This is a genomic window from Planctomonas sp. JC2975, assembly GCF_012985205.1.
Classification (GTDB): Bacteria; Actinomycetota; Actinomycetes; order Actinomycetales; family Microbacteriaceae; genus Humibacter.
In genome coordinates, this window is sequence record NZ_JABEKS010000001.1 from 693992 (window position 1) to 720331 (window position 26340).

At 68.9% G+C, this 26340-nt stretch carries 22 protein-coding genes; 9 read left to right on the forward strand and 13 right to left on the reverse strand.

The features are described from left to right. Position 1 precedes the first annotated feature (1 nt). The 4 genes from HII28_RS03335 (at position 2) to HII28_RS03350 (ending at position 4269) form a co-directional block, all read left to right on the forward strand. A complete protein-coding gene (locus HII28_RS03335; RefSeq protein WP_170024109.1) occupies positions 2-571 on the forward strand; it encodes a TIGR03086 family metal-binding protein in 570 nt (189 codons plus the stop codon). Positions 572-615: 44 nt separating this feature from the next. After that, on the forward strand, positions 616-2313 hold the full coding sequence (locus HII28_RS03340) for a long-chain-fatty-acid--CoA ligase (protein WP_170024110.1): 1698 nt from the start codon (positions 616-618) through the stop codon (positions 2311-2313). 91 nt (positions 2314-2404) lie between these two features. Further along, positions 2405-3058: a DUF1345 domain-containing protein gene (locus tag HII28_RS03345; protein ID WP_346769162.1), complete on the forward strand. Its 654-nt coding sequence runs from the start codon at positions 2405-2407 to the stop codon at positions 3056-3058. A 95-nt stretch (positions 3059-3153) separates the two neighbouring features. Further along, a complete protein-coding gene (locus tag HII28_RS03350) occupies positions 3154-4269 on the forward strand; it encodes a 5-methyltetrahydropteroyltriglutamate--homocysteine S-methyltransferase (RefSeq protein ID WP_170024111.1) in 1116 nt (371 codons plus the stop codon). 101 nt (positions 4270-4370) lie between these two features. On the opposite strand, the gene HII28_RS03355 is transcribed toward HII28_RS03350, so the two are convergent. Beyond that, entirely contained in the window at positions 4371-4943 is a 573-nt protein-coding gene (locus HII28_RS03355; RefSeq protein WP_170024112.1) for a TetR/AcrR family transcriptional regulator, read from the reverse strand. A gap of 115 nt (positions 4944-5058) precedes the next feature. On the opposite strand from HII28_RS03355, the gene HII28_RS03360 reads away from it, so the two are divergent. Next, positions 5059-6381, forward strand: coding sequence for an MFS transporter (locus HII28_RS03360; RefSeq protein ID WP_170024113.1), 1323 nt, complete (start codon positions 5059-5061; stop codon positions 6379-6381). Between the two features lie 29 nt (positions 6382-6410). On the opposite strand, the gene HII28_RS03365 is transcribed toward HII28_RS03360, so the two are convergent. The 8 genes from HII28_RS03365 to HII28_RS03400 all read right to left on the reverse strand — a co-directional run bounded on the left by HII28_RS03365 (position 6411) and on the right by HII28_RS03400 (position 14725). After that, positions 6411-7316 (reverse strand): oxygenase MpaB family protein, encoded by a 906-nt coding sequence (locus HII28_RS03365; protein WP_346769163.1) that lies wholly within the window; start codon positions 7314-7316, stop codon positions 6411-6413. 13 nt (positions 7317-7329) lie between these two features. Beyond that, complete coding sequence (locus HII28_RS03370; RefSeq protein ID WP_346769164.1) at positions 7330-7740, reverse strand: DUF3054 domain-containing protein; 411 nt, start codon at positions 7738-7740, stop codon at positions 7330-7332. 136 nt (positions 7741-7876) lie between these two features. Then, positions 7877-9448: a methyltransferase gene (locus HII28_RS03375; RefSeq protein WP_170024115.1), complete on the reverse strand. Its 1572-nt coding sequence runs from the start codon at positions 9446-9448 to the stop codon at positions 7877-7879. Positions 9449-9578: 130 nt separating this feature from the next. Next, complete coding sequence (locus HII28_RS03380) at positions 9579-9905, reverse strand: YciI family protein (protein WP_170024116.1); 327 nt, start codon at positions 9903-9905, stop codon at positions 9579-9581. A gap of 155 nt (positions 9906-10060) precedes the next feature. After that, positions 10061-11557: an Asp-tRNA(Asn)/Glu-tRNA(Gln) amidotransferase subunit GatB gene (gene gatB / locus HII28_RS03385; RefSeq protein ID WP_170024117.1), complete on the reverse strand. Its 1497-nt coding sequence runs from the start codon at positions 11555-11557 to the stop codon at positions 10061-10063. Beyond that, a complete protein-coding gene (gene gatA / locus HII28_RS03390) occupies positions 11557-13110 on the reverse strand; it encodes an Asp-tRNA(Asn)/Glu-tRNA(Gln) amidotransferase subunit GatA (RefSeq protein ID WP_170024118.1) in 1554 nt (517 codons plus the stop codon). Before gatA ends, gatB begins: the two co-directional genes overlap by 1 nt. Next, positions 13110-13439 (reverse strand): Asp-tRNA(Asn)/Glu-tRNA(Gln) amidotransferase subunit GatC, encoded by a 330-nt coding sequence (gatC, locus tag HII28_RS03395; protein WP_170024119.1) that lies wholly within the window; start codon positions 13437-13439, stop codon positions 13110-13112. The genes gatA and gatC overlap by 1 nt, the downstream gene beginning before the upstream one ends. Before the next feature lie 41 nt (positions 13440-13480). Further along, a complete protein-coding gene (locus HII28_RS03400; RefSeq protein ID WP_170024120.1) occupies positions 13481-14725 on the reverse strand; it encodes an epoxide hydrolase family protein in 1245 nt (414 codons plus the stop codon). A 66-nt stretch (positions 14726-14791) separates the two neighbouring features. Here HII28_RS03400 and HII28_RS20435 point away from each other — a divergent pair, with 66 nt between their 5' ends. Then, positions 14792-15370: a TetR/AcrR family transcriptional regulator gene (locus HII28_RS20435; RefSeq protein WP_170024121.1), complete on the forward strand. Its 579-nt coding sequence runs from the start codon at positions 14792-14794 to the stop codon at positions 15368-15370. Positions 15371-15373: 3 nt separating this feature from the next. Here the strand turns inward: HII28_RS20435 and ligA are convergent, their stop codons facing one another. Continuing rightward, positions 15374-17809 carry an NAD-dependent DNA ligase LigA gene (gene ligA / locus HII28_RS03410; RefSeq protein WP_346769165.1) on the reverse strand — a complete coding sequence of 812 codons (2436 nt, stop codon included), beginning with the start codon at positions 17807-17809 and terminating at the stop codon, positions 15374-15376. Between the two features lie 134 nt (positions 17810-17943). On the opposite strand from ligA, the gene HII28_RS03415 reads away from it, so the two are divergent. Then, positions 17944-18483, forward strand: coding sequence for an alpha/beta hydrolase (locus tag HII28_RS03415; RefSeq protein ID WP_170024122.1), 540 nt, complete (start codon positions 17944-17946; stop codon positions 18481-18483). Positions 18484-18614: 131 nt separating this feature from the next. Here HII28_RS03415 and mnmA read toward each other — a convergent pair whose 3' ends face one another. Together mnmA and HII28_RS03425 are read right to left on the reverse strand one after the other, a co-directional pair. Next, on the reverse strand, positions 18615-19721 hold the full coding sequence (gene mnmA, locus HII28_RS03420) for a tRNA 2-thiouridine(34) synthase MnmA (protein ID WP_170024123.1): 1107 nt from the start codon (positions 19719-19721) through the stop codon (positions 18615-18617). A gap of 110 nt (positions 19722-19831) precedes the next feature. Further along, on the reverse strand, positions 19832-21091 hold the full coding sequence (locus HII28_RS03425) for a cysteine desulfurase family protein (protein ID WP_170024124.1): 1260 nt from the start codon (positions 21089-21091) through the stop codon (positions 19832-19834). A 19-nt stretch (positions 21092-21110) separates the two neighbouring features. Here HII28_RS03425 and glgX point away from each other — a divergent pair, with 19 nt between their 5' ends. Together glgX and ybaK are read left to right on the forward strand one after the other, a co-directional pair. Next, positions 21111-23159, forward strand: coding sequence for a glycogen debranching protein GlgX (glgX, locus tag HII28_RS03430; RefSeq protein ID WP_170024125.1), 2049 nt, complete (start codon positions 21111-21113; stop codon positions 23157-23159). After that, entirely contained in the window at positions 23159-23641 is a 483-nt protein-coding gene (ybaK, locus tag HII28_RS03435; protein WP_170024126.1) for a Cys-tRNA(Pro) deacylase, read from the forward strand. Before glgX ends, ybaK begins: the two co-directional genes overlap by 1 nt. A 103-nt stretch (positions 23642-23744) precedes the next feature. Here the strand turns inward: ybaK and glgP are convergent, their stop codons facing one another. Beyond that, positions 23745-26303 (reverse strand): alpha-glucan family phosphorylase, encoded by a 2559-nt coding sequence (gene glgP, locus HII28_RS03440; protein ID WP_170024127.1) that lies wholly within the window; start codon positions 26301-26303, stop codon positions 23745-23747. Between the last annotated feature and the right edge of the window lie 37 nt (positions 26304-26340).

Below are 26340 nucleotides of genomic sequence, written 5' to 3' on the forward strand. Positions count from 1 at the left end.
TATGTCATTCGCCGACTGGCTCCAGGTGCAGCAGCAGGCCCACGCCGCGTTCCGCGAGCGTCTCACCCTCATCGCCGACTGGAGCGCGCCGACACCCGACATCGACTGGGACGTCTCGGACCTCGTGCGTCACGTCATCGAGGAGCAGCAGTGGGTTCCGCTCCTGCTCGCCGGGCGCACGGTCGGCGAAGCGCGGTCCCGCCTGCTTCCGCTCGGCGACGATCTGACCGCGGAGTGGGAGCGGTACTCGGCGGCGGCGACTCTGGCGTGGGCATCCGTCGACCCCGACGCCATCGTGAACCTGTCGTACGACAACGTCCCGGCCAGCGCGTACCTGCGGGAGCAGGCATCCGACGTGATCGTGCACACCTGGGATCTGTCCCGCGCGATCGGTGCCGACGAGGAGCTCGGGGACCCGCTCGTCGAAGCGGCCTGGACGGTGTTCGCACCGCAGAAGGACACGCTGCAGGCGAGCGGTCTGTTCGCCTCGCCCGTGCCCGTGCCTGATGACGCGCCTCTGCAGTCGCGACTCCTCGCACTCACCGGGCGCGACGACCGGGTTGCCGCCTAGAGCGCGGCAGCCGCTCATCGCGAGCCGCGCCCTAGGCTTGAGGCATGAGCATCGCGGGTGAGCGTCCCTGGCTGTCGAGCTATGCGGAAGGCGTTCCGGCAGACATCGATCCGCCCGCTGCATCGCTTCCCCACCTCATCGAGGACTCCGCCGCCCAGTACTCGGATCACGTCGCGCTCGAGTTCTTCGGGGCGACCACCACGTACCGTCAACTGACCGACGCAATCGATCATGTCGCCGGCGGACTCGCCGCCCTCGGCGTGAAAGCCGGCGACCGGGTGGCCGTCGTGCTGCCGAACTGTCCGCAGCACGTCATCGCGTTCTACGCCGCCCTCCGAATCGGCGCTGTGATCGTGGAGCACAACCCGCTCTACACGCCGCGTGAGATGCGGCACCAGTTCGAGGACCATGGGGCAACGGTGGCCATCGCGTGGACCAAGGTGGTCTCGATGCTGCAGGACATGCCGGAGGACGTCGGGCTGAAGCACATCGTCGCCGTCGACATCGTGGACGCCATGCCGGCGCGCCTGCGCTTCGCCCTGAGCCTGCCGCTGAAGAAGGCCCGAGAATCCCGCGCGCAACTCCGCGCGAAGGTCACGGGGGCGGTGAGCTGGGACTCGCTGCTGAAGGCGGAGCCGATCGCGGCATCCGTTCCGCGTCCGGAGGTGGACGACCTCGCGCTCATCCAGTACACCAGCGGCACGACGGGGACGCCGAAAGGCGTCATGCTCTCGCACGGCAACCTCGTGGCGAACGCCGCGCAGGCACGCGCATGGGTGCCCGCCGTGCCACGCGGAACATCCGTCGTCTACGCCGTGCTGCCGCTGTTCCACGCGTATGGGCTCACGCTGTGCCTGACGTTCGCGATGAGCATGGGCGCTCGCCTGGTGCTCTTCCCGAACTTCGATCCCGACATGGTGCTGCAGGTGATGAAGAAGCGCGTGCCGACGTTCCTGCCCGCCGTGCCGCCGATCTACGAGCGGCTGGTGAAGGCGGCCAAGGCCAAGGGCGTGTCGCTGGCCGGCATCGAGATCGCGATCTCCGGCGCCATGAGCCTGCCGCAGACCATCGTCGATGTGTGGGAGAAGGAGTCGGGCGGCTTCCTGGTCGAGGGCTACGGCCTGACCGAGGCGTCACCGGTGCTCATGGCCAATCCGGTCGGATCGACGCGCAAAGCGGGGACCGTCGGACTCCCGCTGCCGAGCACCGAGCTTCGCGTCGTGGATCCCGACGACCCGGAGCACGTCGTCCCGCACGGTGAGGCAGGCGAGCTGCAGGCGCGTGGTCCGCAGGTGTTCGGCGGGTACTGGCGCAAGCCGGAGGAGACGGGCAAGGTGCTGGATCCCGACGGCTGGCTGCACACGGGCGACATCGTGATCATGGACGACCAGGGCTTCGTGCGCATCGTCGACCGCATCAAGGAACTCATCATCACCGGCGGTTTCAACGTCGCACCCACGGAGGTGGAGGACGAGCTGCGTGCGTACGACGGCATCGCCGACCTCTCCGTCGTCGGGCTTCCGCACTCCCGCGGCGGTGAGGATGTCGTGGCCGCCGTCATCATGAAACCGGGCGTGCCGTTCGACGAGGACGCGATCCGCGCGTTCGCGCGCGACACGATGACGCCGTACAAGGTGCCGCGTCGAGTGTTCGAAGTGGAGGAGCTGCCCCGGTCGATCGTGGGCAAGGTCCTTCGGCGTCAGGTGGTCGAACAGCTCGTGAAGCTCTCCGAACAGGGCTGAGCCCCGCCACTCCCCCGGCGCCTGCCTGCTGACGGATGGCGGACGGCGCGGCGACGCGGGCGTCGACGGGTGCCGTGCCAGCATCGGGGACGTGTCCATCACGCTCGATCCCCAGGGCCGCAACCGCTCGCGGATGCGCATGTTCGCCATGATCGCGGTCGGCCTGGTCGCAGGGATCATCGTCGGGTTCACCGGATCCTGGTGGTACGCAGCCGTGGTCGGTTGGGCCGCGGCGTGCGCAACCTATATCACCTGGGTATGGCTGGTCATCGGACGATTCGACGGAGCGACGACCCGTGTGCACGCGACGCGCGAGGATCCGGGTCGTGTCGTCAGCGAGCTCCTCATCGTCGCGATCTCGATCGCGAGCCTGGGAGCCGTCGCCATCCTGCTCGTGCACACCAGCCAGAGCCACGGCGTGCCAGAAGCGGCCGGAGCCGTCACCGCCGTCGTCAGCGTCGCGCTCTCCTGGGTGCTGCTGCACACCCTCTACACGCTCCGTTATGCCCGCATCTACTACACGGAGCCGGTCGGCGGCATCGACTTCAACGACGCCGAGGATCCGCGCTACGTCGACTTCGCGTACCTGTCGTTCGACCTCGGCATGACCTTCCAGGTGTCGGACACCACCGTGCGCACCACGCAGTTGCGATCGGTGATCCTGCGCCACACGTTGCTCTCGTACGTGTTCGGCACCGTCGTGCTGGCCTCGACGATCAATCTGGTCGCAGGACTGCGACCCTAGGCCGGTCCGGCACTCCGGTTGCGATCGCGGCCCGGCGAGGGAGCGGATGCCGCAGCCCTTCGATCCGCGAGACCCATCCGACCTAGGCTGGTGCGGTGAGCATCGAACCTCCTTTCCGGGCCGACATCGTCGGCAGCTTCCTGCGTCCAGACGCCGTTCACGAGGCGCGTGCTGCGCGCACCCGCGGCGAGCTCGATGACGCTGGGCTGACCTCCGTTGAGGATGCCGCCATCATCGACGTCATCCGCAAGCAGGAGGCGGCCGGCCTCCGCGCCGTCACCGACGGCGAGTTCCGCCGGTCGTGGTGGCACTTCGACTTCTTCGGGATGCTCGACGGGGTCGACATCGTCGAGCAGGACCACGGCATCCAGTTCACCGGCGTGCAGACCTCCCACCGCGGCATCCGGGTGAACGGACCGATCCGGTTCCCGAACCACCATCCGATGCTCGACCACTTCGCGTTCGTGCGCGACAACACGACGGTGATGCCGAAGATGTGCATCCCGGCGCCGACTGTGCTGCACTTCCGCCTCGAGCGAGGAGCCGTGGCCGCCGGTCTCTACCCCGACCGCGATGCGCTCTTCGCCGATCTCGCGCAGACGTACCGCGACGCCGTCCGTGCGTTCTACGATGCCGGATGCCGCTACCTGCAGTTCGACGACACCGCGTGGGCGTACCTGTGCTCGGAGGCCGAGCTCCAGAAGGCGGCTGACCGCGGCATCACGACGGACAACCTCGCCGACGCGTACGCGGAACTGCTGAACGAGTCGCTGCGGGACAGGCCGGACGACCTCGTCGTCACGACCCATGTGTGCCGAGGGAACTTCCGCTCGACGTGGATCTCCTCCGGCGGATACGAGCCGGTCGCGGAGCCTCTGCTCGCCCGCACCTCCTACGACGGCTACTTCCTGGAGTACGACACGGACCGCGCCGGCGGATTCGAGCCGCTGCGCCATCTGCCGCACGGCGACAAGACCGTGGTGCTCGGACTCATCACCTCGAAGTCGGGAACGCTGGAGGATCCAGCGGATGTGAGGGCCCGCATTCGCGAAGCCGCCGAGTTCGCTCCGCTCGAGCAGCTCGCGCTGAGCCCGCAGTGCGGATTCGCCTCCACCGAGGAGGGCAACGTGCTCACCGAGGATCAGCAGTGGGCGAAGGTGCGCTCAGTCGTGGACATCGCCACGAGCGTGTGGGGCGAGCCCGAGGTGTGACCCTGCGGACGCCCGAACGAGTCCCTGACCGGGTCGACAGAGCGAGTCCCTGAGCGGGCAGAGCGTTTCGAGCGTCTGCCCGTTCGACGCGCCCCCCTCGCTCACGGAGCGGTGACGATCGACGCGACGGTCGCCGGCACCCATTCCGTCGCGTCGGAATCCGTCAGCCGGCCGTTGCGGATCTCGTCAGCCGCGCCGTGCACGATCGCCAGGTAGCAGAACGTCAGCCAGTCAGCCGACTGGTCGGAGCGGAATGCACCGGATGCCCGTCCGCGCTCGATCACGCCGCGCACCCTGCCCAGAGCGTGCTCCATCTGCCCGCGCACCGCATCCTCGCCGAGCTCGTCGCGCGCTGTGCCCAGCACGGCGTGGAACCGAGCGACGATGCGCCACGACGACCGGGTGAGAGCGTCGAGCGCCGCAGCGGGATCGCCGTCGAGATTGACGGATTCCAGCGATGCGTCCGACTCGTCGACGGTTCGGCGGAACAACGCCGCGACGAGCGCGGTGCGCGACTCGAAATGCGCATACAGGGTGACACGACCGACTCCTGCAGCCTCGGCGATCGCCGACATGGTCGCGCTCGGATCGGCCAGGAAGCACTGCATGGCTGCGTCGAGGATCCGTTCGCGGTTGCGCGTCGAGTCCGACCGGGTCGCTCGCTGCCGTGTCATGCCGTCCTCGCTCCTCGTTCGATGCAGTCCATCATTGTCTCTTGCTTTTCCCGTACATGAGTGTTTAGTTTAACGCGTTATCTCGAACATACCCGTACGGATTAGGAGGATCCTCATGTCGCAACCCATCGCCGCGGATCGAACCCCGGTCGCCGGATCGCCCCATTCGGACCGTGCCGGCGCGACCGGATCGGGTGCGCGTCGCTGGTGGGCTCTCTCGCTCATCTGCCTCGCCCAGTTCATGCTCATCCTCGACGTGACCGTCGTGAACGTGGCGTTGCCGACCATCGACAGCGACCTCGGACTCGGCGCCTCGCTCGGTTGGGTGATCGCCGCGTACTCGCTGCCGTTCGGCCTGCTGCTCATCGTCGGCGGAATCGTCGCGGATCGCATCGGTCTCCGCACGGCCTTCGTCGGCGGACTCGCACTCTTCACGATCGCTTCGCTCGGCGCATCCGTCGCATCCGACGCAGGCACGCTCATCGCCTCTCGGGTGGCGCAGGGCGTCGGTGCAGCGCTGCTCTCCCCCGCCGCGCTCGGGCTCGTGATCTCGCTGTTCCGGGGACCGGCGCGCAACCGCGCGCTGGCCGTGTGGGCGGGCATCGGCGGTGCGGGATCCGCGATCGGCGCCGTTCTCGGCGGCGTGCTGACCCAGACCGGCGGATGGCGGTCGGTCTTCCTCGTGAACGTGCCGGTCGGCGTCGTGGTGGCGATCCTGATCCTGGTCGTCGTCGTACCCTCTCTGCTGACGAGCCGGGTCGACGGAGACGGGGAGCAGGGGGTGCAGGAGTCGGCAGCTGCCGTCGGAGCGCGTGCCAGGATGTCCGCGACGATCAGGACCCTTCGCTCACGCACCATCGGCGGCGGCGTGATCACCATGCTGTTGACCAGCATGATGCTGATCGGCTCGTTCTTCACGCTCACCATCGCGCTGCAGGACGCCGCGGGCTTCGACCCGCTGGCAGCCGGCATCGCCTTCCTTCCCGCGGCAGTCGCCGTGGCGCTGGGCGCCCAGGTCGGTGCGCACCTGCTGGGCCGCATGCCGGCCCGGATCGTGGGCGCAGCAGGGTTCATCGTCATCGTCATCGGCTTCGCAATCACCTGGCTGATACCGCACAGCGTCGCAGCGCCCATCGTCGGCGTCGCGGTCGCCGCACTGGGCCTGGGTCCCGCGCTCGTGACGGCGACCGCCACAGCCACCTCCAGCGTGCCGTCAGCCGACTCGGGCGCCGCATCAGGCGTGGTCAACACCATGCACGAGGTGGGCGGCGGGATCGGCGTGCTGCTGGCATCCGTCCCCGCGCTCGTCGCCGCCACGGCGAGCGGATCCGGCGTGGTCTTCGGGCTCGCCGCGGGAGTCGCCCTGGTGGCAGGTGCCGTCGTCACCGCGGTGCTCCCGCGTGGACGAGTGCAGACATCCGGCGGCTTCCATCACTGACGGTTGCCACGCCCGACGTCCTGTCGGCGTCAGGGGCGCAGCGCCTCCAGACGGACGCGGGCGGCCTTCTCGCCCGCGGTCTGCGGGCCGAGCAGGCCGCCCGCCCCTTTGAGCACGAGGCCCGTCGCGGAAACGATCGGAAGCGGGATCGGGCCGAGGCTGGGAATCCGCAGTCCGAGCAGGTCGCGGAATCGCGGCTCAAGCGACGCAACAGCGCCGGCGAAGAGCACGGCATAGGACGGGCGAAGGCTCCTGCGTACCGGAGCCCTCTTGACGAACCCCACCACCTCGCGCGTACGGTCGTCGCACCGCAGCTCGCCGGCGTCGGCGAACGCCTGCAGTGCGGACTTCAGCTCCGCTCGGGAGCGCGGCGGATTCGGCACGCCCATGAGGTCACCGGCGATCGCCCACTGCTCCACGTAGGCGTCCGATCCGCCCGGAATCGGGCCGCCCCACATCTCGTGGGCGGTCAGGAACGCGTCGGTGAACGCCAGATGCACCCACGTGGACAGGTGCGGGTCGTTGGCGGCGTAACTCGTCACCCGGCCGTGACCGTCCACGTACTCGCCGACCACGTGCTCGTGCAATCGCTTCACCCACGCCGATCCGGCCACCGCCTGGGCGGTGTCGCCGTAGCTGACCGTGAAGATCCAGCGAATGGTGCCGTTCAGTCGGCCGAGCGGATCCTCACGGAATCGCGACCTGTCGTATACGCCTGCGAGCGCGCCGGGGTGCAGCGCCTGCATGAGCAGGGCGCGAATGCCCGCCACGAGCGTCGGCATGCCGCCGTGCACGGCCCACACCGCTGAGTCCGGACCGAAGAACCCTTCGTCGGTCCCCGTCTCGAACTCACGCACCCACGGCGGAATACCGGTCTGCTGGCCGCTCAGCGGCTCCTGAAGCCTTGCGCGCAACGGTTCGGTGAGACGGGACACGCGGTGGTCCTCCTCAGCCGCGTCGCGCCGCGATGGCCCGCACCGCCAGAGCCGCAGCCCGCCATCCGATCAGGAACACGGCGAGCACGACGGCCGCGACGATCACGAACGACACCGCGATCCCCTGCGCGCTGGCAACCCGAAGGAGCATGCCGACCACGAGCGTTGCCAGCCACACGATGACGCCGGTCGGCCACAGGGCGAACGGCGCCTTCCACGCGCGGGAGACGAGCCAGCCGACGAGAGTGCCGACGGCGAACGGCCAGAAGGTGACGAGCGCGCCGCCGATGACGTTCTCGCCGTGGCTGCCCCGGCCGATCAGCACGAACACGAGAACGAGCACGACGTCGATCACCGCGGCGATGGCGACGCGGCCGCCGGTCGGACGTGCGGTGCGTGTGGTGTCGCGAACGGGTGCTGTCACATCGCCAAGTCTACGGAGCAGGTGGGCCAGCATTCGCCGTGCGGCGTCCAGCCATGGGGTGCAGGTCCCCCTGGTCCGCGCACATCCGGTGGTCCCGGCGAGAAGCGGAGAACACCGCATGGAGCGCTGTCGTCGGTCATCCGATGCCAGAGGGCTCGAGCATCCCGACGAAGACCAGCTCGCGGATGCGCGGCAGCAGTTCCGCCCCGAGCTCGGCGGCATCCACGTCGAGGAGGTCCGCAAGGGCACCGATGATGACTCCGGCAGGAAGGTCGCCGTCGCACGCCCCGACGAAGCCCGCGAGGCCTGTGTCGATGGCCGTGCGCCGCCCGAATCCGCCGCCCTGCAGAAGTGCGATCACGGTCGGATCGTCCGCTCCTGGCCAATAGTGGCGTTCCTCGGTGACATCGGATGCCGTGACCAGCGTCGCGAGACGGAGCTGCTCGTCGTTCACGGATGCCAGCCACTCGCCCATCCGCAGCCCGCGTGCCAGGTGAGGTCCGAGGCCTCCCTCCGCGGATCCCGAGGATTCCACCGACTCGAAGCGGCGCAGCGTGACGGCCCCGATCGGGCGTCGCAGCGTCACGTAGCCGAAGCCCACATAGCGCACGTCGCGCGACTCGAAGTCGTCGAGCCAGGCATCCGTGAGGCGTTCGAAGTCGTGCGTACCCGGTCGTGTGCCCCCGTCGCGGATCCAGGTCTCTGCATACTGCGGCGCATCCTGCAGCTCGCGCTCCACGATCCACGCGTCGAGCGCGCCGGGTTCCGCATCGTCTCCCAGCCATCCGCGCACCCGGTCGAACGCCTCGCCCTCCCCGTGGTACTCCCAGTTGCCGAGGAACTGCGCGACCCCGCCTTCAGTCAGGTGCTCACGAACACCGCGCATCACAGCCTCGACGATCTTGTCGCCGGTGAGGCCGCCATCCCGATACTCGTACTCCGGAACACCCTCTGCACGCGGGGTGATGACGAACGGCGGATTCGACACGATGCGATCGAAACGTTCGCCTGCGACGGGCTCGAACAGGCTGCCGAGGCGGAACTCGATGTTCGAGAATCCGCCCAGCCGCGCATTGAACTGCGCGAACCGCAGTGCACGCTCCGAGATGTCTGTGGCCACCACGCGGTCGGCGTAACGCGCGGCATGCAGGGCCTGGATGCCGCATCCGGTGCCCAGATCGAGTGCGGATGCCACCGGCCGGCGGATCATGATCGCGCTCAGCGTGTTGGACGCGCCGCCCACGCCGAGCACGTGGTCCTCGCGCAGCGCGCGCCCCAACGCGAGTTCGCCCAGGTCGGATGCGATCCACCAGGATCCGGATCCGAGATCGTCCGCGAACGAGTACGGCCGGAGGTCGATCAGCGGGCGGGCGAAGGCGTCCGCCTCGCCGTCTGCGGGGTCGAGTGCGATGAGCCCGAGCTCGAGCGCGCCCGCCGCACCGAGCGTCGGCAGGGCGGAAGCGACGGACGAGACGGGAACCGCCAAGCCGAGCACGAAGACCGTTCCGAGCACAGCGAGCGGGTCGCCGGCCGCCACTGCCGTCGCGGCAGCACGCCGGGCGGCCACTCTCTGTCCGCGGAACAACGCGGCGGAGGCCTCGTCGCCCCAGAGTGCGTCAAGGGAGGTCACGGTGAAGGCCGCCGACTCCAGGTCGGCGCGCAGCCGGGCGATCAGTTCCGGATCGGTCTCGGGAGCGTCAGCCGGCATCCGGCCATTGTTTCATGTCCGGGAGGCGATGCTCCGGTCGCTGACAGTGCCGTGCGCGTTCTGCTGCGCCGAACTCGCCAGCGGATCCAGGCGCACCCCGGCTCGATCGCCGCCGGATGCTCGGTTCACGTCACCAGGCGTAGAACTGCCGCACCTCGACGAGCCCGGCACGGGCCATCGGATGCCGCGCCGCGATCTCGAGGGCACGCTCGAGCGAGTCCGCCTCGATCAGGTCGAATCCCGCGATCTGCTCCTTCGATTCGGCGAACGGGCCGTCCGTCACATGCACGCGGTCGCCCCGGCGGCGCACCACCTTCGCCGTCTCGACCGGCAACCGTTCGCCCACGATCCGTTCGCCCGATCCATCTGTCTCGGCCACCCACTCGTCGATGGTGAGGTCGCCCGGCGCATCGTCCTCACCCGTCGGATCGGTGCAGATCAGCAGCAGGTATCGCATGAGCGTTCCCTTCGTCGTCGTTCACTCAGTCACACGTCGAACGCCATCCAGTGCCTTCGACATTCGATCCGTACGACGAATCGGCCCGTTCGGGGCGAGATCCCCGCGAAAGCGGTCCATCTCGTCCGGAACGGGCCGGCTCGGTGCGGGATCGTCTACTGCGCTGCCCGCTCCAGCACGAGTTCGCGCACGCGGGCGGCGTCCGCCTGGCCCTTCATCGCCTTCATGACCGCACCGATGACGGCACCGGCCGCTTGCACCTTGCCGTCGCGGATCTTCGCCAGCACGTCCGGCTGCGCCGCCAGGGCCTCGTCGATCGCCGCGATCAGGGCACCGTCGTCCGAAACGACCTTGAGGCCGCGTGACTCGACGACCTCCGCCGGCGAGCCCTCGCCGTCGATGACGCCCTCCAGCACCTGACGGGCGAGGCGGTCGGTGAGCTCGCCGCTCTCCACGAGTGCGACGAGCTCAGACACGTGCAGAGGAGACACCAGCGTGGTCACCGCGACGCCGCGCGCGTTGGCGACGCGGGCGAGCTCGCCCGTCCACCACTTGCGTGCTGCGGCAGGCGACGCACCCTCGGCGACTGTCGCCTCGACCACCTCGAGCAGGTCGGCGTTGACGACGTCCTGCATCTCCAGGGCGGTGAATCCCCACGCCTCGCGCAGACGGGCTCGGCGCTCCGCCGGCGGCTCGGGCAGCGTGGCGCGCAGCTCCTCGACCCACTCGCGGCTGGGGGCGACGGGAACGAGATCCGGCTCCGGGAAGTAGCGGTAGTCGTCGGCGTCGCTCTTCGGACGGCCGGCGGATGTCGTGCCGGTGTCCTCGTGCCAGTGGCGGGTCTCCTGGGTGATCGTGCCTCCCGCGTCGAGGATGGCGGCCTGCCGCTGGATCTCGTACCGCACGGCGCGCTCCACCGATCGCAGCGAGTTCACGTTCTTCGTCTCGGTACGGGTGCCCAGAGTCGTCGAGCCACGACGGCGCAGCGAGACGTTGGCGTCGCAGCGCACGTTCCCCTCCTCCATGCGCGCGTTCGAAACCCCAAGCGCCTTGACGAGCTCGCGGATGTGCGCGACGTACGCACGCCCGACCTCCGGGGCGTCACTCTCCGCACCCTCGATGATCCTCGTGACGATCTCGACGAGCGGGACACCGCCGCGGTTGTAGTCCACGAGCGAGTAGTCGGCGCCCTGGATGCGGCCGGTGGCTCCGGCGTGCGTGAGCTTGCCGGCATCCTCCTCCATGTGCGCGCGCTCGATCTGGATCGTCACCTGGCGACCGCTCTCCAGTTCGACGGTCACCTGGCCATCGTGGGCGATCGGCTCGTCGTACTGCGAGGTCTGGAAGTTCTTCGACGTGTCCGGGTAGAAGTAGTTCTTGCGCGCGAACCGCGAGCTCTCCGCGATCCCGCAGCCGAGCGAGAGACCCAGGCGGATGCTGGACTCGACGGCCTTGTGGTTCACCTGCGGCAGGCCGCCGGGAAGTCCGAGGCACGTCGGGCACGTGTTGGTGTTCGCGCCCGAGCCGAACTCGTTGGCGCAGCCGCAGAACATCTTCGTCTTCGTGTTCAGCTCGACGTGCACCTCGAAACCGAGGACGGGCTCGAAGAGCTCGAGGGCCTCGTCGTAATCCATCAGCTTGTCTTTGGCCATCAGACCGCTCCCTCCTCGCTCGCGAACATCTCGGTTTGGCTCAACTGCGGCGCACGGCCGAGCAACGGCCCACCCCATCCGGACTCGAGCAGGCGCTCCAGCGCCGCGCCGACCGTGTAGAGGCGGGCGTCCTCGCGTGCGGGAGCCATGATCTGCAGGCCGACCGGCAGGTCGTCCTCCGGCGCGAGCCCGATGGGCAGCGCCAGTCCAGGCACGCCGGCGAGGTTGGCCGGAATGGTGGTCACGTCGTTCAGGTACATGGCCAGCGGGTCGTCGATCTTCTCACCGAGCTTGAACGCCGTGGTCGGCGCCGCCGGGCTGATCAGCACGTCGACCTGGTCGAAGGCCGCGGCGAAGTCGCGCTGGATGAGCGTGCGCACCTTCTGCGCGCTGCCGTAGTAGGCGTCGTAGTAGCCGGCGCTCAGGGCATACGTGCCGAGGATGATGCGCCGCTTCACCTCGGCTCCGAATCCGGCGTCTCGGGTCGCGGACATCACGCGCTCGCTGGTCACCTGACCGCTTTCCGGCGTGACTCGGAGGCCGAACCGCACGGAGTCGAATCGCGCCAGGTTGCTCGACGCCTCTGCCGGAAGGATCAGGTAGTACGCGGCCACCGCGTACTCGAAGCTCGGCGCAGACACCTCGACCACCTCGGCGCCAGCGGCCGTCAGCAGCTGCACGGTCTCGTCGAACCGCTGCTTCACGCCCGGCTGGAAGCCCTCGCCGCTCCCCGAGATCTCTCGAACGACTCCGACCCGCACGCCCTTGAGCGCGTCGTCACGCTGTCCGGCGCGAGCCGCCTCGGCCATGGAGGGCCAGACGTCCGTGAGCGATGTGGAGTCGAGCGGGTCGTGTCCGGCGATCACGTCGTGCAGCAGCGCCGCGTCGAGAACGCTGCGCGAGACCGGTCCGACCTGGTCGAGCGAGCTCGCCAGCGCGATCGCTCCGTAACGGCTCACTCCGCCGTATGTGGGCTTGACGCCCACGGATCCGGTCACGGCGGCGGGCTGACGGATGGAACCGCCTGTGTCGCTGCCGAGAGCGAAGGGAGCCTCGAACGCTGCGACGGCCGCGGCGGATCCGCCACCGGACCCTCCAGGGATCCGCTCCAGGTCCCAGGGGTTGCGGGTCGGACCGTACGCGGAGTGCTCGGTGGAGGACCCCATGGCGAACTCGTCCATGTTCGTCTTGCCGAGCGGGATGAGGTCGGCCTCGCGCAAGCGGCGCACAACGGTTGCGTCGTAGGGCGGTATCCAGCCCTCGAGAATCTTCGAACCCGAGGTGGAGGGCATGTCGTACGTGCACAGCACGTCCTTGACGGCCACCGGAACACCGGCCAGCGCGCCCAGCTTCTCGCCTGCCGCACGACGCGCGTCGACGGCCCTCGCCGTCTCGATCGCCTTCTGGGATGCCACGTGCAGGAACGCGTGCACGTCGGGGTCGACTGCCGCGATGCGATCCAGGTGCGCGCGCGTCGCCTCCTCGCTGGAGACCTCGGACGCGGCGATCCTGCCGGCCAGCTCTGCGGCGGACAGTCTGGTCAGGTCGCTCATCAGGCCTCCTCGCCGAGGATCGGCGCCACACGGAAGAAGTCGCCCTCACGGTCGGGCGCGCCGGAGAGCGCCTGCTCGACGGTCAGTCCCGGCACGACCACGTCCTCTCGGAACACGTTGTCCATCGGGATCGGATGGCTCGTGGCGGGAACCTCTGGCGTAGCCACCTCACTCACCTTCGCCACGGATTCCACGATCTGCGTCAGCTCGGCTGTGAGACTGGTCAGCTCGGCCTCGCTCAGGTCGATGCGGGCCAGATCGGCCAGATGCCGCACCTGGTCTGCGCTGATGTGTGTTGCTCCTTCGTGGGCAGCACTGTTGTCGGGCATGCGTCTCCGTTGTTAGAACGTCGTACGGGATGCCTTCCAGTCTATTCGCGCGCGGTCACCGGTTCCGGGGCTGTGCCCCCCGCGGGCGCCGGGAGCTCGGGTCGCGCTTCCCAGCCACCGGATGCATCGGCGAGCGCGATCGCGCGGCGCACGTCGGCGGCGTATGCCTGAGGTTCCTCCCACGCGGCGAAGTGGCCCCCGCGATCATGCCGGACGTACTCCCGCACGTCGACGAATCGCGATGCGAAACTGCGCGGCTCCGGCTTGGTGTCGCGACCGAAGACGCCGAGAACGGTGGGGGTCGGCACGAAGGACGGCGGCCGCACGGATTCCGAGTACGGCGCGAAGGACGTGCCGATGGCGCCGGTGAACCAATAGACGCTGACCCAGGTCAGCAGATCCTCGACCGGAAACGGAGCGTCTGACCAGCCGTTCAGTTTCTCGATGATCCAGGCTGCAAGGCCGGCGGGCGAATCGGCGAGACCCACCGCCAGGGTGTGCGGCTTCGATGACTGCTCGGCGATGTATCCGCCTTCCGTTCGCTGCCAGGCGGCGACGGCGTCGAGGTACGCGAGCTCCTCGGGACCGAGCTCGGAACGGTCGGCGAAGACGGCGTGCAGCGGCGAGATGTTCGTCAGATGCAGACTCGCCACGTTCTGCGGACGCAGCAAGGCCAGGTGTTCGGCGACATCCCCGCCGATGTCGCCGCCGGATGCCACGTAGCGCTCGTACCCGAGCGCCTGCATGAGGTCGGCCACGATCCGCGCCGTGGCCGTGATGGTCATTTCTGCGCCCGGAACCTCCGTGCCGGTCGACCATGCGCGGGTGGGTCCGTTGTCGGCCCCTTCCGTGGTCGGGACGCCTTGGCCGCTCGCCTCGGCACTGAACGGGAAGCCCGGCAGCGCGGGAGCGACCAGATTCAGGTCGGCGAGCTCGGGCAGCAGGCGCTCGAACCGCAGCACGGAGTCCGGCCATCCGTGCAGCAGGACGACGGTGGCAGCATCCGGCGCGGATGCCCGCCTGTGCACGAAACGCACGGCGCGACCCCCCACTTCCGCTTCCTCCCACGGCAGGCTCAGGATGCGCGCCTCGTGCGTCCGCCAGTCGTACCGCGCGCGCCAGTGCTCGATGAGCTCGGTCAGCTCGTGTGCGTCCATTCCTCGGTCACCCGCGGTGTTGCCGACGAGGCGCGCCCGCCTCGTCGTGGCGAGACGTCGGGAGAGATCGTCGAGCTCGTCATCCGACACCGGGGTGAGCAGGGCAAAAGTTGCGAGGGAGGCACTCATGTGTACGACCATACACATTTGTGTTCACACGTACACAACGACGAGAAGCCGCGGTAACGTTGCGGCGTGAAAGCTGCCACGACTCGACCGCGGGATGCCGAACGGACCCGCGAGCGCATCCTCGCCTCCGCTCGCCGCGAGTTCGCCAGAGTGGGGTTCGGTCGAGCCACCGTGCGCGGGATCGCGGCCTCTGCCGGCGTATCGCCCAACCTCGTCACCCGCTACTTCGGCGGGAAGGACGGTCTCTTCGTTGCGGCGGCCGAGGTGCGCCTCCGCCTCGACGACGTCTTCGACGGCGACAGGGCGTCGCTCGGCCGGCGGCTGGCCGAGAGCATGGTCGCCCGTTGGACGACCATGGAGGGCGACGACCCACTCCTCGTGCTGCTTCGCGCTTCGGGAGAACGCGAAGAGGCCGCTCGGACCCTGTCCGAGTTCCTCGACGCCGAATCCCTGGAACCGTTCAGACAGCAGTTGCTGTCCTACGGCATGACCGAGGATGACGCGACCGCACGCGCCAAGGCGGTCGATGCGTTCGCACTCGGCATCTCCGCACGGTACCGGGTGCTTCGCAACGCACTCGGCGACGCCGACGCCGTGACGGACTGGATCGCGGTCACCGCCCAGCGGCTCGTCGACGCTCCGTGACGGCTACGCTCCGTCGGTTGCAGCGTCGGCCGCGCCGTCGCTTCCCGCTCCGTCGCTCCCCGCGCCCCGTCCGAGCGCCGATGGACCCTCGGTGACGAGAACGGCGAACTGCGCGGCATCCAGCACCGGGATGCCCAGCTCTTCCGCCTTCGCGAGCTTCGACCCGGCCCCGGGACCCGCAGCAACGTAGTCCGTCTTCTTCGACACGCTCGAGGCCGCCTTGCCGCCGGCCGCGATGATCGCCTCCTGGGCGCCCTCCCTGGTGAAGCCCTCGAGCGATCCGGTGGCCACGACGGTGAGTCCGGCCAAGGGACCGTCTGCGTCCTCAGCTCTGCCGGGACCGGGATGCCCCGGCGTCGCGAACGGCACACCGGCCGCTGCCCACTGCTCGACGATGTCCCGGTGCCAGTCGACCTCGAACCACGCCAGCACGGCGTCGGCGATGATGCCGCCGACGCCGTCGACGGCGGCGAGTTCGTCCCGCGATGCCGAGCGGATGGCATCCAACGATCCGAACCATCCGGCGAGAGCCCTCGCTGCGACGGGTCCGACGTGCCGGATGTTCAGGGCGACGAGGAACCGCCACAACTCCTTCTGCTTCGACGCGTCGATGTTGGCGAGCATGTCGTGCGCCGTCTTCGACGGCACGTGCGAGGGAGTCCCTGCGAAGACGTCGGCGCTCGGGTCGAACGGGCCGTCGGCATCCTTGCCCGTGAGCTTGCGCTGTCTGCGGAACGGCGTGTCGGTGCGCACCCGGATGGTGACACCGTCGTCGGTCGTGAGCTCGTGCCCCGGCTCACCGGGCTCGCCCTCCTTCGGCAGCCCCGTCTCGTGATCGCGCACGATGACCTCGATGTCGAAGATGCGCGCCAACGTCAGGTCGAAGAGGCCGGCCTCCGTGGGAAGCGGCGGTGTCGGGGGATGCAGAGGCTGTGTGAGCGCTGCGGCCACCACCTCGCCGAGCGCCTCGATGTCGAGGGATCCACGGCCGGCGATGTGCTCGACGCGCCCTCGCACCTGGGCAGGGCACGACCGGGAATTCGGGCAGCGCAGATCGATATCGCCCTCCTTCGCCGGCGCCAGCCTGGTGCCGCACTCTGGACAGAACTCGGGCATCCGCCACTCGCGTTCCGTGCCGTCGCGGCGCTCCTCGACCGCTCCGAGGATCTCGGGGATGACATCGCCCGCCTTGCGCAGCACCACCGTGTCGCCGATGAGCACGCCCTTCGCCTTCACGACCTGCTGGTTGTGCAGGGTGGCCTGCCGCACCGTGCTGCCCGCGACCTTCACCGGCTCCATCACGGCGAAGGGCGTCGCCCTGCCGGTGCGGCCGATGCCCACCAGGATGTCCAGCAGCTTCGTGAAGACCTCCTCCGGCGGGTACTTGTACGCGATGGCCCAGCGCGGTGCACGACTGGTCGCGCCGAGCTCGTCGTGGGTCGCCAGGTCGTCCACCTTGATGACGACACCGTCGATCTCGTGCTCGAGCGAGTGCCGCTTCTCCCCCATCTCGGCGATGTAGGCGGCCACCTCGTCGACGGATGGGAGCACGCGGTTGTGCGGCGAGACCGGCAAACCCCAGCTGCGCAGCAGGTCGTATCCCTCGGACTGGGTCGACATGGGCGGATTCGACCACGCTCCGAGCGTGTGCAGGTAGAGCGACAGTCGTCCCTGCCGCTCGCGCATCAGCTCTAGCTCTTGAGATGACTTGTTCTCCCGCCGCTGGCGCAGGCTGCCCGCCGCGGTGTTGCGTGCGTTCGCGAACTCGGGGAAGCGGGTCTTGATCTCCTCCTCGGGCTTGCCCTTCGCCAGCTGTTCGGCCACGTAGCGATCCTGCAGCTGGTGCTGCCGTTCGTTCAGGAACTCGAAATCGACGGTCTTCAGAAACACTTCGCCGCGCACCTCGAAGAACTCCGGCCATCCCGAGCCGGTGAGACGCCGCGGGATGCAGGGGATCCAGTCCACATTCTCCGTGATGTCCTCGCCGACCCGCCCGTCACCGCGGGTGGTGGCGGTCTCCAGCACGCCGTCGCGGTACGCCAGGCTGATGGCCAAGCCGTCGATCTTCACCTCGGTCAGCCACCGCACGGGGTGACCGGCGGCATCCGCCCTTGCAGCGCTCTCGGTCTTCAGGGCCCAGTCGCGCAGCTCGTCGACGCTGAACACGTTGTCGAGGCTGAGCATGCGCTCCGCGTGCTCGTGCGGCGGGAACCCGGCCGACGCGATGTCTGCGCCAACCGTCTGCGTCGGGCTGTCCTGGCCGGCGAGCTCGGGGAACTCCCGCTCGATCGCCTCCAGCCTATGGATGTCGGTGTCGTACTCGGCGTCGCTGATGAGGCTGCCGCCCTCGTAGTACGCGATGCGGTTGCGCTCGATCCGATCGCGGAGCGCTTCCGACTCGGCGCGGGCGGAATCGAAATCTGCGGGGATGTCCGTCACGTGGTCGATTTTAGGAGCGACCACCGACGCATCCGAGGCAATCGACGCGATCTGTTCGAAGCTCGTGGTGCGCATCGTCGAGGTGCGGCGATCCGTCAGACTGTGTGACAAGCGTCCGAGCCCCGAGGAGAGCCATGCGCATCGTCATCGTCCCCGGCATCGACGACTCGCCGCACGACCACTGGCAGTCCATCTGGCAGGAGTCGCTGGGGCCGACCGCGGTGCGGATCGCACCGGCATCCTTCATCGATCCCGATGAGGAGGACTGGATCGCGGCCATCGACCGAGTCGCTGGCGCAGACGACCTCCTCGTCGCGCACAGTCTCGGATGCCTCGCGACGGCATCGTGGATCGCTCGCGGCGGCCGCGCGGCCGGCGCCTTCCTGGTCGCACCGCCAGACGAGAACGGCCCGGCGTTCCCCACGACCGCGACCGGGTTCGCCGCGCCCCGCCGCCCGTTGGCGATCCCGTCCGTCATCGTCGCCTCGGAGGACGACCCGTACTCGTCACTCGAGCACCTCGCGGAACTCGGCGAGTGGTGGAGGGCACCCGTGATCACCGTCGGCCCGCACGGGCACCTCAATCGTGCGAGCCGATTGGGCGAATGGGACGAGGGACGCCGCCTGCTCACCGCCTTCGCGGCAGGCCTCGGCCGTCGGATTCCGACCCGCTGATCTCCGTCGTGTGCCTTCCGGGCACACAGCAGCAGCCGCCTCACACCGCCACGACACACCGCCTCACACGCGCAGGCGCAGCGGTCAGGCAGATGCGAGACAGGAACGCGTGCCCGGCGGACGCGCCCGGGCTACGCCTCGACGGGTACCGCGCTCACCGTGCGGTCGATGGTGCACTGTCCGAGCACCCGTGTTCCGACGTAGACGACGGCGCTCTGCCCGGTGGCGACACCGTTGATCGGCGTCGCGGGACGGATGACGAGCTCGCCGTCCCTGACGAATGCCGTCGCCGGCACGGGATCCGCGTGCGCACGGATCTGCACCTCGCACGCGAACGGCGTCGCAGCATCCTTCGGCGGCAGCCCGGCCCAGGTGAGGCGGGATCCGGCAAGCTCGGCGATGTCGAGCGCTTCCTTCGGTCCCACGACGACGGTGTTGTCCTTGGGGCGCACTTCGAGCACGAAGCGGGGACGCCCATCCGGAGCCGGGACCGTGATGCCAAGGCCTCGACGCTGCCCGACCGTGTACGCGGTCGCACCCTCGTGGTTGCCGACCACAGCACCTGCACGGTCGACGATCTCGCCAGGGGCCGTCCCGACGTGCTCGGCCAGCCATCCGCGCGTGTCACCGTCGGGGATGAAGCAGATGTCGTGCGAGTCCGGCTTCTGCGCAACGGTGAAGCCGCGCTCGGCGGCTTCGGCCCTGACCTCCGCCTTGGATGGCGTCGCGCCGAGCGGGAACATCGCGTGCGCCAGCTGCTCGGAGGTGAGCACGCCCAGCACGTACGACTGGTCCTTCGCCCACGCGGCAGCGCGGTGCAATTCACGGTTGCCGTCGGCGTCCGTCAGGATGCTGGCGTAGTGACCCGTGCACACAGCGTCGAAACCAAGGGCCATCGCCTTCTCGAGCAGAGCGGCGAACTTGATCTTCTCGTTGCAGCGCAGGCACGGATTCGGCGTGCGGCCGGCCGAGTACTCGGCGATGAAGTCGTCGACAACGTCAAGCTTGAACCGCTCGGAGAAATCCCACACGTAGTACGGGATGCCGATCATGTTCGCCACTCGCTGGGCATCCATCGAGTCCTCGATGGTGCAGCAGCCGCGGCTCCCGGTGCGCAGCGTCCCCGGCATGCGGCTCAGGGCCAGGTGCACACCCACGACGTCGTGCCCGGCCTCGACGGCACGCGCTGCCGCCACCGCGGAATCGACTCCACCGCTCATCGCTGCCAGAACACGCATGGGTTCCAGTGTACGAAAGGGCACCTCAAGAGAGGCTTGATGGTCGCACTCGTCGCTCACCACCGCCGGTTGAGCGGGTTCGAGATGCTCAATCGGTGGTACGGCCGCGCTCAGCGCGCGCCGAGCGACGACTCTCTGGTGGCCAGTCCGGCGCGGGATGCCTGGGCGTAGGCATCCGGAAGCGCGGCGAGGAACGCGTCCACGTCGGCATCCGTCGAGGTGCGGCCGAGCGTGATCCGGAGGGCGCTGCCCGCGTCGTCCTCGCTGCGTCCCATTGCCAGCAGCACGTGCGACGGCTCAGGGATTCCCGCTTGGCACGCCGACCCCGTCGACACCTCGACGCCTGCTGCGTCGAGGAGGAACAGCAGGGAGTCGCCCTGACACCCCGGGAAGGTGAAGTGCGCGTTCGAGACGAGGCGCGCATCCGCTCGATCGGGTTCGGATCCGCCCGGTTCTCGGCCGACCGGGTCGGGACCGCTCAGGACCGCGTTCGGCACGGCAGCGCGTACGCCGGCTATCAGCCTGTCGCGCAATGAGGTGAGGCGCTGCGCCTCGCTCGCGCGTTCCGCATGCGCCTTTGTCGCCGCCGCCGCGAAGGCCGCCGCCGCCGCGACGTCCTGCGTACCGCTGCGCACCTGGCGCTGCTGGCCACCGCCGTGGATGAGCGGCACGACCGTCGCGTCCCGTGAGAGCACGAGTCCGCCTGCTCCGATGGGGCCGCCGATCTTGTGTGCTGACACGCTCAGCGCGACGAGTCCCGACAGCGCCTTCGATGCGGTCCGGGCGCGCATGCCGGCGAAGTCGATCGGCAGATGGCCATAGGCGGAGACGGCGTCGATATGCACGGGCACGCCGACGGATGCGGCGAGCGCGATGATCCGTTCGGCCGGCTGGATGGTGCCGACCTCGTTGTTGGCCCAGAGGAACGTCACGAGCGCGATCGACGACGTGTCCCGCCGCAGCGACGCCTCGAGTGCGTCCATCCTGACGAATCCCTGGGCATCGAGCGGGATCCACTCGACCTCCGCGCCCTCGTACGACTCGAGCCATTCCACCGTGTCGAGCGTCGCGTGATGCTCGCCCTCTGGCACGAGGATGCGTGTCGCCCCCGACTGCCTGCGCGACCAGAAGAGTCCCTTGATCGCGAGGTTGATCGCCTCGGTGCCGCCCGAGGTGAGGACGAGCTCGATGCCCTGGCAGCCGAGCGTGTCTGCGATGCGCTCGCGGGCGTCCTCGAGCATGCGCTTCGCGTTCTGGCCGGCGGAATGGATGCTCGACGGATTGCCGACCTGCGTCAGCGCGCGCGTGTACGCCTCGATCGCCTCAGGCAGAACGGGGGTGGTGGCGGCGTGGTCAAGGTAGACCGGCATAAGAATTACTGTAGGACGCATGCCCAGCCAGGATCCCCTTTCCCTACTCGGCGTCCATGCCGGGCCGGACGGCGGGACGATCGGGGTCTACTCGAAGAACGCCACAGCGATCGAGCTGCTGCTCTTCGATGACGCCGACCAGCATTGGCTCACGGAGCGCGTCCCCCTCACTCACGGCGTCGGCGACGTGTGGACCGCCCAGTCGCCGCATCTGAAACCGGGAACCCGCTACAACGTGCAGTGCTCGGGCCCACGCGGACCCGAGCACCACTTCAATGAGCGCAAGCTGCTCATCGAGCCGTACTCACGCGGCCTCGTCCGTTCTGGCACGAAGGAGTGGCGGTCGGTCGCCATCGACGGATCCTTCGATTGGGCCGGCGCGTCGAAGCCGCGGGTGCCAAGGGACCACACCGTCATCTACGAGGCCCACGTGAAAGGCCTCACGACGCTCAACACCGACCTCCCCGCCGATCTGCGCGGCACGTATGCGGGCATGGCGCATCCGTCGACGATCGAGCACTTCCATCGGCTCGGGGTGACGAGCATCGAACTGCTCCCGGTGCATGCATTCGTCAGCGAGGACCGGCTGACCCGGCTGGGACTGTCGAACTACTGGGGCTACAACACCCTGAACTTCTTCACGCCGCACTCTCCCTACGCAACGAAGCAGGCGCAGGCATCCGGAGCCGAGGCCGTGCTGCGCGAGTTCAAGGGCATGGTCCGGCTGCTGCACGAGGCCGGCCTCGAGGTGATCCTCGATGTCGTGTACAACCACACGGCCGAGGGCGGTCTCGGCGGCCCGACAACCAGCCTGCGTGGCATCGACAACGCCACCTACTACCGGCAGAATCCCGACGGCTCGTATGTCGACACCACCGGTGTCGGCAACACCGTGGACTTCGGCAATCCGATCGCCGAGCGCCTCGTGCTCGACTCGCTGCGCTACTGGGCCGACGACGTGCAGATCGACGGCTTCCGCTTCGACCTCGCTGCAACGCTCGGCCGCGACGAGACCGGCGCCTTCGAGAACGATCACTCGCTGCTTGCCGCCATCACCGACGACCCCTACCTGGAGGGCGTCAAGCTCATCGCCGAACCGTGGGACGTCGGTCCCGGCGGGTGGCAGACGGGCGGGTTCCCTGATGGCTGGTCGGAGTGGAACGACCGCTACCGCAACCGCGTACGCTCGTTCTGGCTGCGCGACATTGCGGATGCCCGCACGTCCGGCGCCGCTCCTACCGGCATCGGCTCGTTCGCAACGCGTCTCGCAGGCTCGTCCAACCTCTTCACTCCGCAGCGCGGCCCGCTGGCCTCCGTGAACTTCGTGACCGCCCACGACGGCTTCACGCTGCACGATCTCGTCAGCTATGACCAGAAGCACAACCTCGGCAACGGTGAGGACAACCGCGACGGCACCGACGACAACCGCTCGTTCAACCACGGTGTCGAGGGAAACACCGACGACCAGGTGATCCGCGCGGCACGACGCAAGGCCGCACGCAACCTGATGGGGACGCTGCTGCTGTCCGCGGGGATCCCGATGATCACTGCAGGAGACGAGTACGGCCGCACGCAGTCCGGCAACAACAACGCGTACTGCCACGACGACGACCTCACCTGGAACCGCTGGGACTGGGACGAACGGCAGCGCGACTTCGCGGCCATCACGGCGGAGCTGATCCGGCTTCGTCGCGAGAATCCGGCGCTGCGACCCGTGCGCTTCGGCAAGTTCGGCGAGACGGTCCCGAGTGCCAGCCAGCTGGACTGGTACGACGCCGGCGGCGAGACCATGGAGGCCGACGACTGGGACTCGCCGCAGAACCGCACCCTGCAGTACCTCGCTGCATCGACTCCCGAGTTCGAGGCGTTCAACCGCATCCTGCTCGTCGTGCACGGCCTGGAGACGGAGACGGTCGTCGCGCTGCCTGCCCACGACGGCGTGGTGGGCTACACCCTGCTCTGGGACAGCGCCGACGAGACGGTCGCCGAAGGCACAGCCGAGTTCGGCCCCGGCAACACCGTTCCGATGGGTCCGACGTCGATGAAGCTGTTCCGGGCGCACGGCTGATGGCCACGCGGTCAGCTGGCACGCCGGCGACCGTCGCGCTCTCGCGTGCCGGCATCCCCTTCGTTCCGCACGCCTACGAACACGACCCCGATGTCACGGCCTTCGGGCTCGAGGCCGCACACGAGCTCGCCGTGGACCCGGCGCGCGTCTTCAAGACGCTGCTGGCCGATGCCGACGGCCGACTCGTGGTCGGTATCGTGCCGGTGACCGGACAGCTCGACCTCAAGGCGCTCGCCGCAGCCGTCGGGGCCAAGCGCGCCGCCCTCGCAGATGCGGCCGTCGCCCAACGGAAGACCGGCTACGTGCTCGGCGGCATCTCGCCCATCGGACAGAAGACCCGCCTGGCGACAGTGCTCGATGCCTCCGCGAGCGACTTCGACACGGTCTTCGTGTCGGGTGGGCGCCGCGGCTTCGACATCGAGCTCGCCCCGGCCGACCTGTTGCGCGCGACCGACGGGATGCTCTCCCCCATCGGACGCTGACCTCGCTGAGGTCGAATCCCCGAGCCGGCCGCCCCGTCTCGACATCGACATACCTGCCGTCGCGTGCCTGCCATGGCATGCCGGCGGTCGCATGCCGGACCCGTCAGTGCGCGGAGGCGACCAACCCGAGCTCGGCCGGGCTCGCCATCGCGGAGTTGCTCGGCACGACGCGGACCGTGTAACCGAACGCACCTGATCGATCAAGGGGAACGACCCCCTCGAACGCGGCAGTGCCGCCCGACCCGCAGTCGCGGGGCTCCAGCCCTGCACGCTGCGGCGTGACGAGCTCGTCATCCGCCCCCGTATGTCCGTAGACGACCTCGACGGTGACGTCGGACGCGGACAGCCCGCCGAGTGCGACGTGAGCGCGCAACCGAAGCTGGTCGCCGACCTGCGGTACGGCATCCATGCCGCCGGACTCCACATGCACGACCGCGACGTCCGGCCAAGCCGCCGTCACGCGCGCCTTCCATGCTGCGAAGTCCTTCGCCCCGGAGAACCGGTTGGCGGTGAGGCTCGCGGATTCGCGGCAGGCCGGAACGTAGAGATCCTCGACGTACTGGCGCACCATGCGGTCCGCGCTCAGCTCGGGCGACAGCGTCTTCAGGCTGTGCCTCACCTGCTCGAGCCAGCGTCCCGGAACCCCGTTCTCGTCGCGGTCGTAGAACCGTGGAGCGACCTGGTGCTCGATGAGGTCGTAGAGTGCGTTCGCCTCCAGAGCGTCTCGTTCTCCGGCGTCACCGGCGGCGTCCGCGGAGGGGATCGCCCAGCCGTTGTCACCGTCGAAGTACTCGGCCCACCAGCCGTCGAGGATCGACAGGTTCAGCGATCCGTTCAGGGCAGCCTTCATGCCGCTGGTCCCGCACGCCTCCAGCGGGCGCAGCGGGTTGTTCAGCCAGATGTCGCACCCGGGATACAGGGTCTGCGCCATAGTGATGTCGTAGTCCGGCAGGAACACCAGCCGGGCGCGCACGTCGGGCTGGGCCGCGAACTCGACGAGCTCCTGGATGAGCCGCTTGCCTCCGTCGTCTGCGGGATGCGCCTTGCCTGCGATGACCAACTGCACCGGCCGCTCGGGATCGTTCAGGATCCGCTTCAGTCGTTCCTTGTCGTGCAGCATGAGCGTGAGCCGCTTGTACGTCGCCACGCGCCGCGCGAAGCCGATGGTCAGCACATCCGGGTCGAGCACGGATGACAGCCACGACGGCGTGATCGCGGTGGGGCTGCGCCGCCTCCAGGCCGCAGCGATGCGAGCACGGGCATCCTCGACCAGGTTCTCCCGCAGGCGATGGCGGACCTGCCAGAGGTCCCCGTCGGAGAGCGATGGCGACAGCCAGTCGGCATGAGTCGTGTCCGAGGTGCCGAGCGTGTTGCGCGCGAGCTCGAGCAGCAGCGGATCCGTCCAGGTCGGTGCGTGCACGCCGTTCGTGACCGAGCCGATCGGCACGTCGTCGAAGTCGAATCCAGGCCACAGCCCGGCGAAGATGTGCCTGGAAACGTTGCCGTGCAGCTTGGAGACGCCGTTCGCCCTCTGCGCCAGGCGCAGCCCCATCACGGCCATGTTGAACACGCCGGGCGTTCCGCCCTCGTAGTCCTCCGCACCGAGCTGCATCACGTCTTCGACGCTGACGCCCGGCACGAGTTCGCGCTGTTCGAAGTAGCGGTCGACGAGGGATTCCTCGAACCGGTCGATCCCGGCCGCCACCGGTGTGTGCGTGGTGAACACCGTGCCGGCGCGAACAGCCTCCATCGCCTGCGGGTACGTCAGCCCGTCGCTGATGAGCTCCGCTATGCGCTCCAGCCCCTGGAACCCGGCGTGGCCTTCGTTCGTGTGGAACACGGTCGGGGCCGGACCGCCCAGAAGCGCTCCGACCAGTCGCAACGCTCGAACGCCGCCGATGCCCAGCAGCAGCTCCTGCAGCAGGCGGTGCTCTCCCCCGCCGCCGTAGAGGCGGTCGGTGACACCGCGAAGGTCCTCGTCGTTGTCCGGGATGTTCGTGTCCAGAAGGAGCAGTCGCACACGTCCCACCATCGTGGTCCAGACACGTGCGCTCAGCGTGCGTCCGTCCGGCATCGCGAGGGCGACGAGGGCTGCTGTCCCATCCGGATGCCTGAGGACCGAGAGCGGCATCCCGTCCGGATCGAAGACGGGATAGCTCTCCTGCTGCCAGCCGTCTGACGTGAGCGACTGGGCGAAGTATCCGGAGCGGTAGAACAGCCCGACGCCGGTCAGCGGCAGGCCGAGATCCGACGCGCTCTTGAGGTGGTCGCCCGCGAGGATGCCCAGGCCGCCCGAGTACTGCGGAAGCGCCGCGGCGATCCCGAACTCGGGCGAGAAGTACGCGATCGCCTGCGGAGCCCCCTCGAGGGTCTGGTACCAGCGCGGCTCCTCGACGTACCTGCGCAGGTCGTCGCGCAGGCTGCCTGCCCAGCCGACGAAGCCCTCGTCATCGGCGAGCTCGGCGAGCCTCTCGGGGCTGACGGCGCCGAGCAGCGCGATCGGATCGTGGTTCGTGCTGCGCCACAGGCTCTCGGAGATGTGCCGGAACAGCTCCCTGGTCGGTTCGTGCCACGACCAGCGCAGGTTCGACGAGAGCTCGTCGAGCGCTTGCAGGGATTCCGGGATGACCGCACGGACGGTGAATCGACGGATGGCCTTCACCTGCGCCACCCTACCCGCGGGAGGTTTCGGGCACATG

What these genes read in the sequence shown, in the direction of transcription:
- mnmA (WP_170024123.1), bottom strand. Translation starts at nt 19,721, where the DNA reads ATGCGTGTTCTGGCAGCGATGAGCGGTGGAGTCGATTCCGCGGTGGCG.
- gatA (WP_170024118.1), bottom strand. Translation starts at nt 13,110, where the DNA reads ATGAGCGACCTGACCAGACTGTCCGCCGCAGAGCTGGCCGGCAGGATC.
- ybaK (WP_170024126.1), top strand. Translation starts at nt 23,159, where the DNA reads ATGGCCACGCGGTCAGCTGGCACGCCGGCGACCGTCGCGCTCTCGCGT.
- gatB (WP_170024117.1), bottom strand. Translation starts at nt 11,557, where the DNA reads ATGGCCAAAGACAAGCTGATGGATTACGACGAGGCCCTCGAGCTCTTC.
- glgX (WP_170024125.1), top strand. Translation starts at nt 21,111, where the DNA reads ATGCCCAGCCAGGATCCCCTTTCCCTACTCGGCGTCCATGCCGGGCCG.
- HII28_RS03425 (WP_170024124.1), bottom strand. Translation starts at nt 21,091, where the DNA reads ATGCCGGTCTACCTTGACCACGCCGCCACCACCCCCGTTCTGCCTGAG.
- HII28_RS03400 (WP_170024120.1), bottom strand. Translation starts at nt 14,725, where the DNA reads ATGAGTGCCTCCCTCGCAACTTTTGCCCTGCTCACCCCGGTGTCGGAT.
- HII28_RS03340 (WP_170024110.1), top strand. Translation starts at nt 616, where the DNA reads ATGAGCATCGCGGGTGAGCGTCCCTGGCTGTCGAGCTATGCGGAAGGC.
- HII28_RS03360 (WP_170024113.1), top strand. Translation starts at nt 5,059, where the DNA reads ATGTCGCAACCCATCGCCGCGGATCGAACCCCGGTCGCCGGATCGCCC.
- HII28_RS03355 (WP_170024112.1), bottom strand. Translation starts at nt 4,943, where the DNA reads ATGACACGGCAGCGAGCGACCCGGTCGGACTCGACGCGCAACCGCGAA.
- HII28_RS03380 (WP_170024116.1), bottom strand. Translation starts at nt 9,905, where the DNA reads ATGCGATACCTGCTGCTGATCTGCACCGATCCGACGGGTGAGGACGAT.
- HII28_RS03335 (WP_170024109.1), top strand. Translation starts at nt 2, where the DNA reads ATGTCATTCGCCGACTGGCTCCAGGTGCAGCAGCAGGCCCACGCCGCG.
- gatC (WP_170024119.1), bottom strand. Translation starts at nt 13,439, where the DNA reads ATGCCCGACAACAGTGCTGCCCACGAAGGAGCAACACACATCAGCGCA.
- HII28_RS03375 (WP_170024115.1), bottom strand. Translation starts at nt 9,448, where the DNA reads ATGCCGGCTGACGCTCCCGAGACCGATCCGGAACTGATCGCCCGGCTG.
- HII28_RS03415 (WP_170024122.1), top strand. Translation starts at nt 17,944, where the DNA reads ATGCGCATCGTCATCGTCCCCGGCATCGACGACTCGCCGCACGACCAC.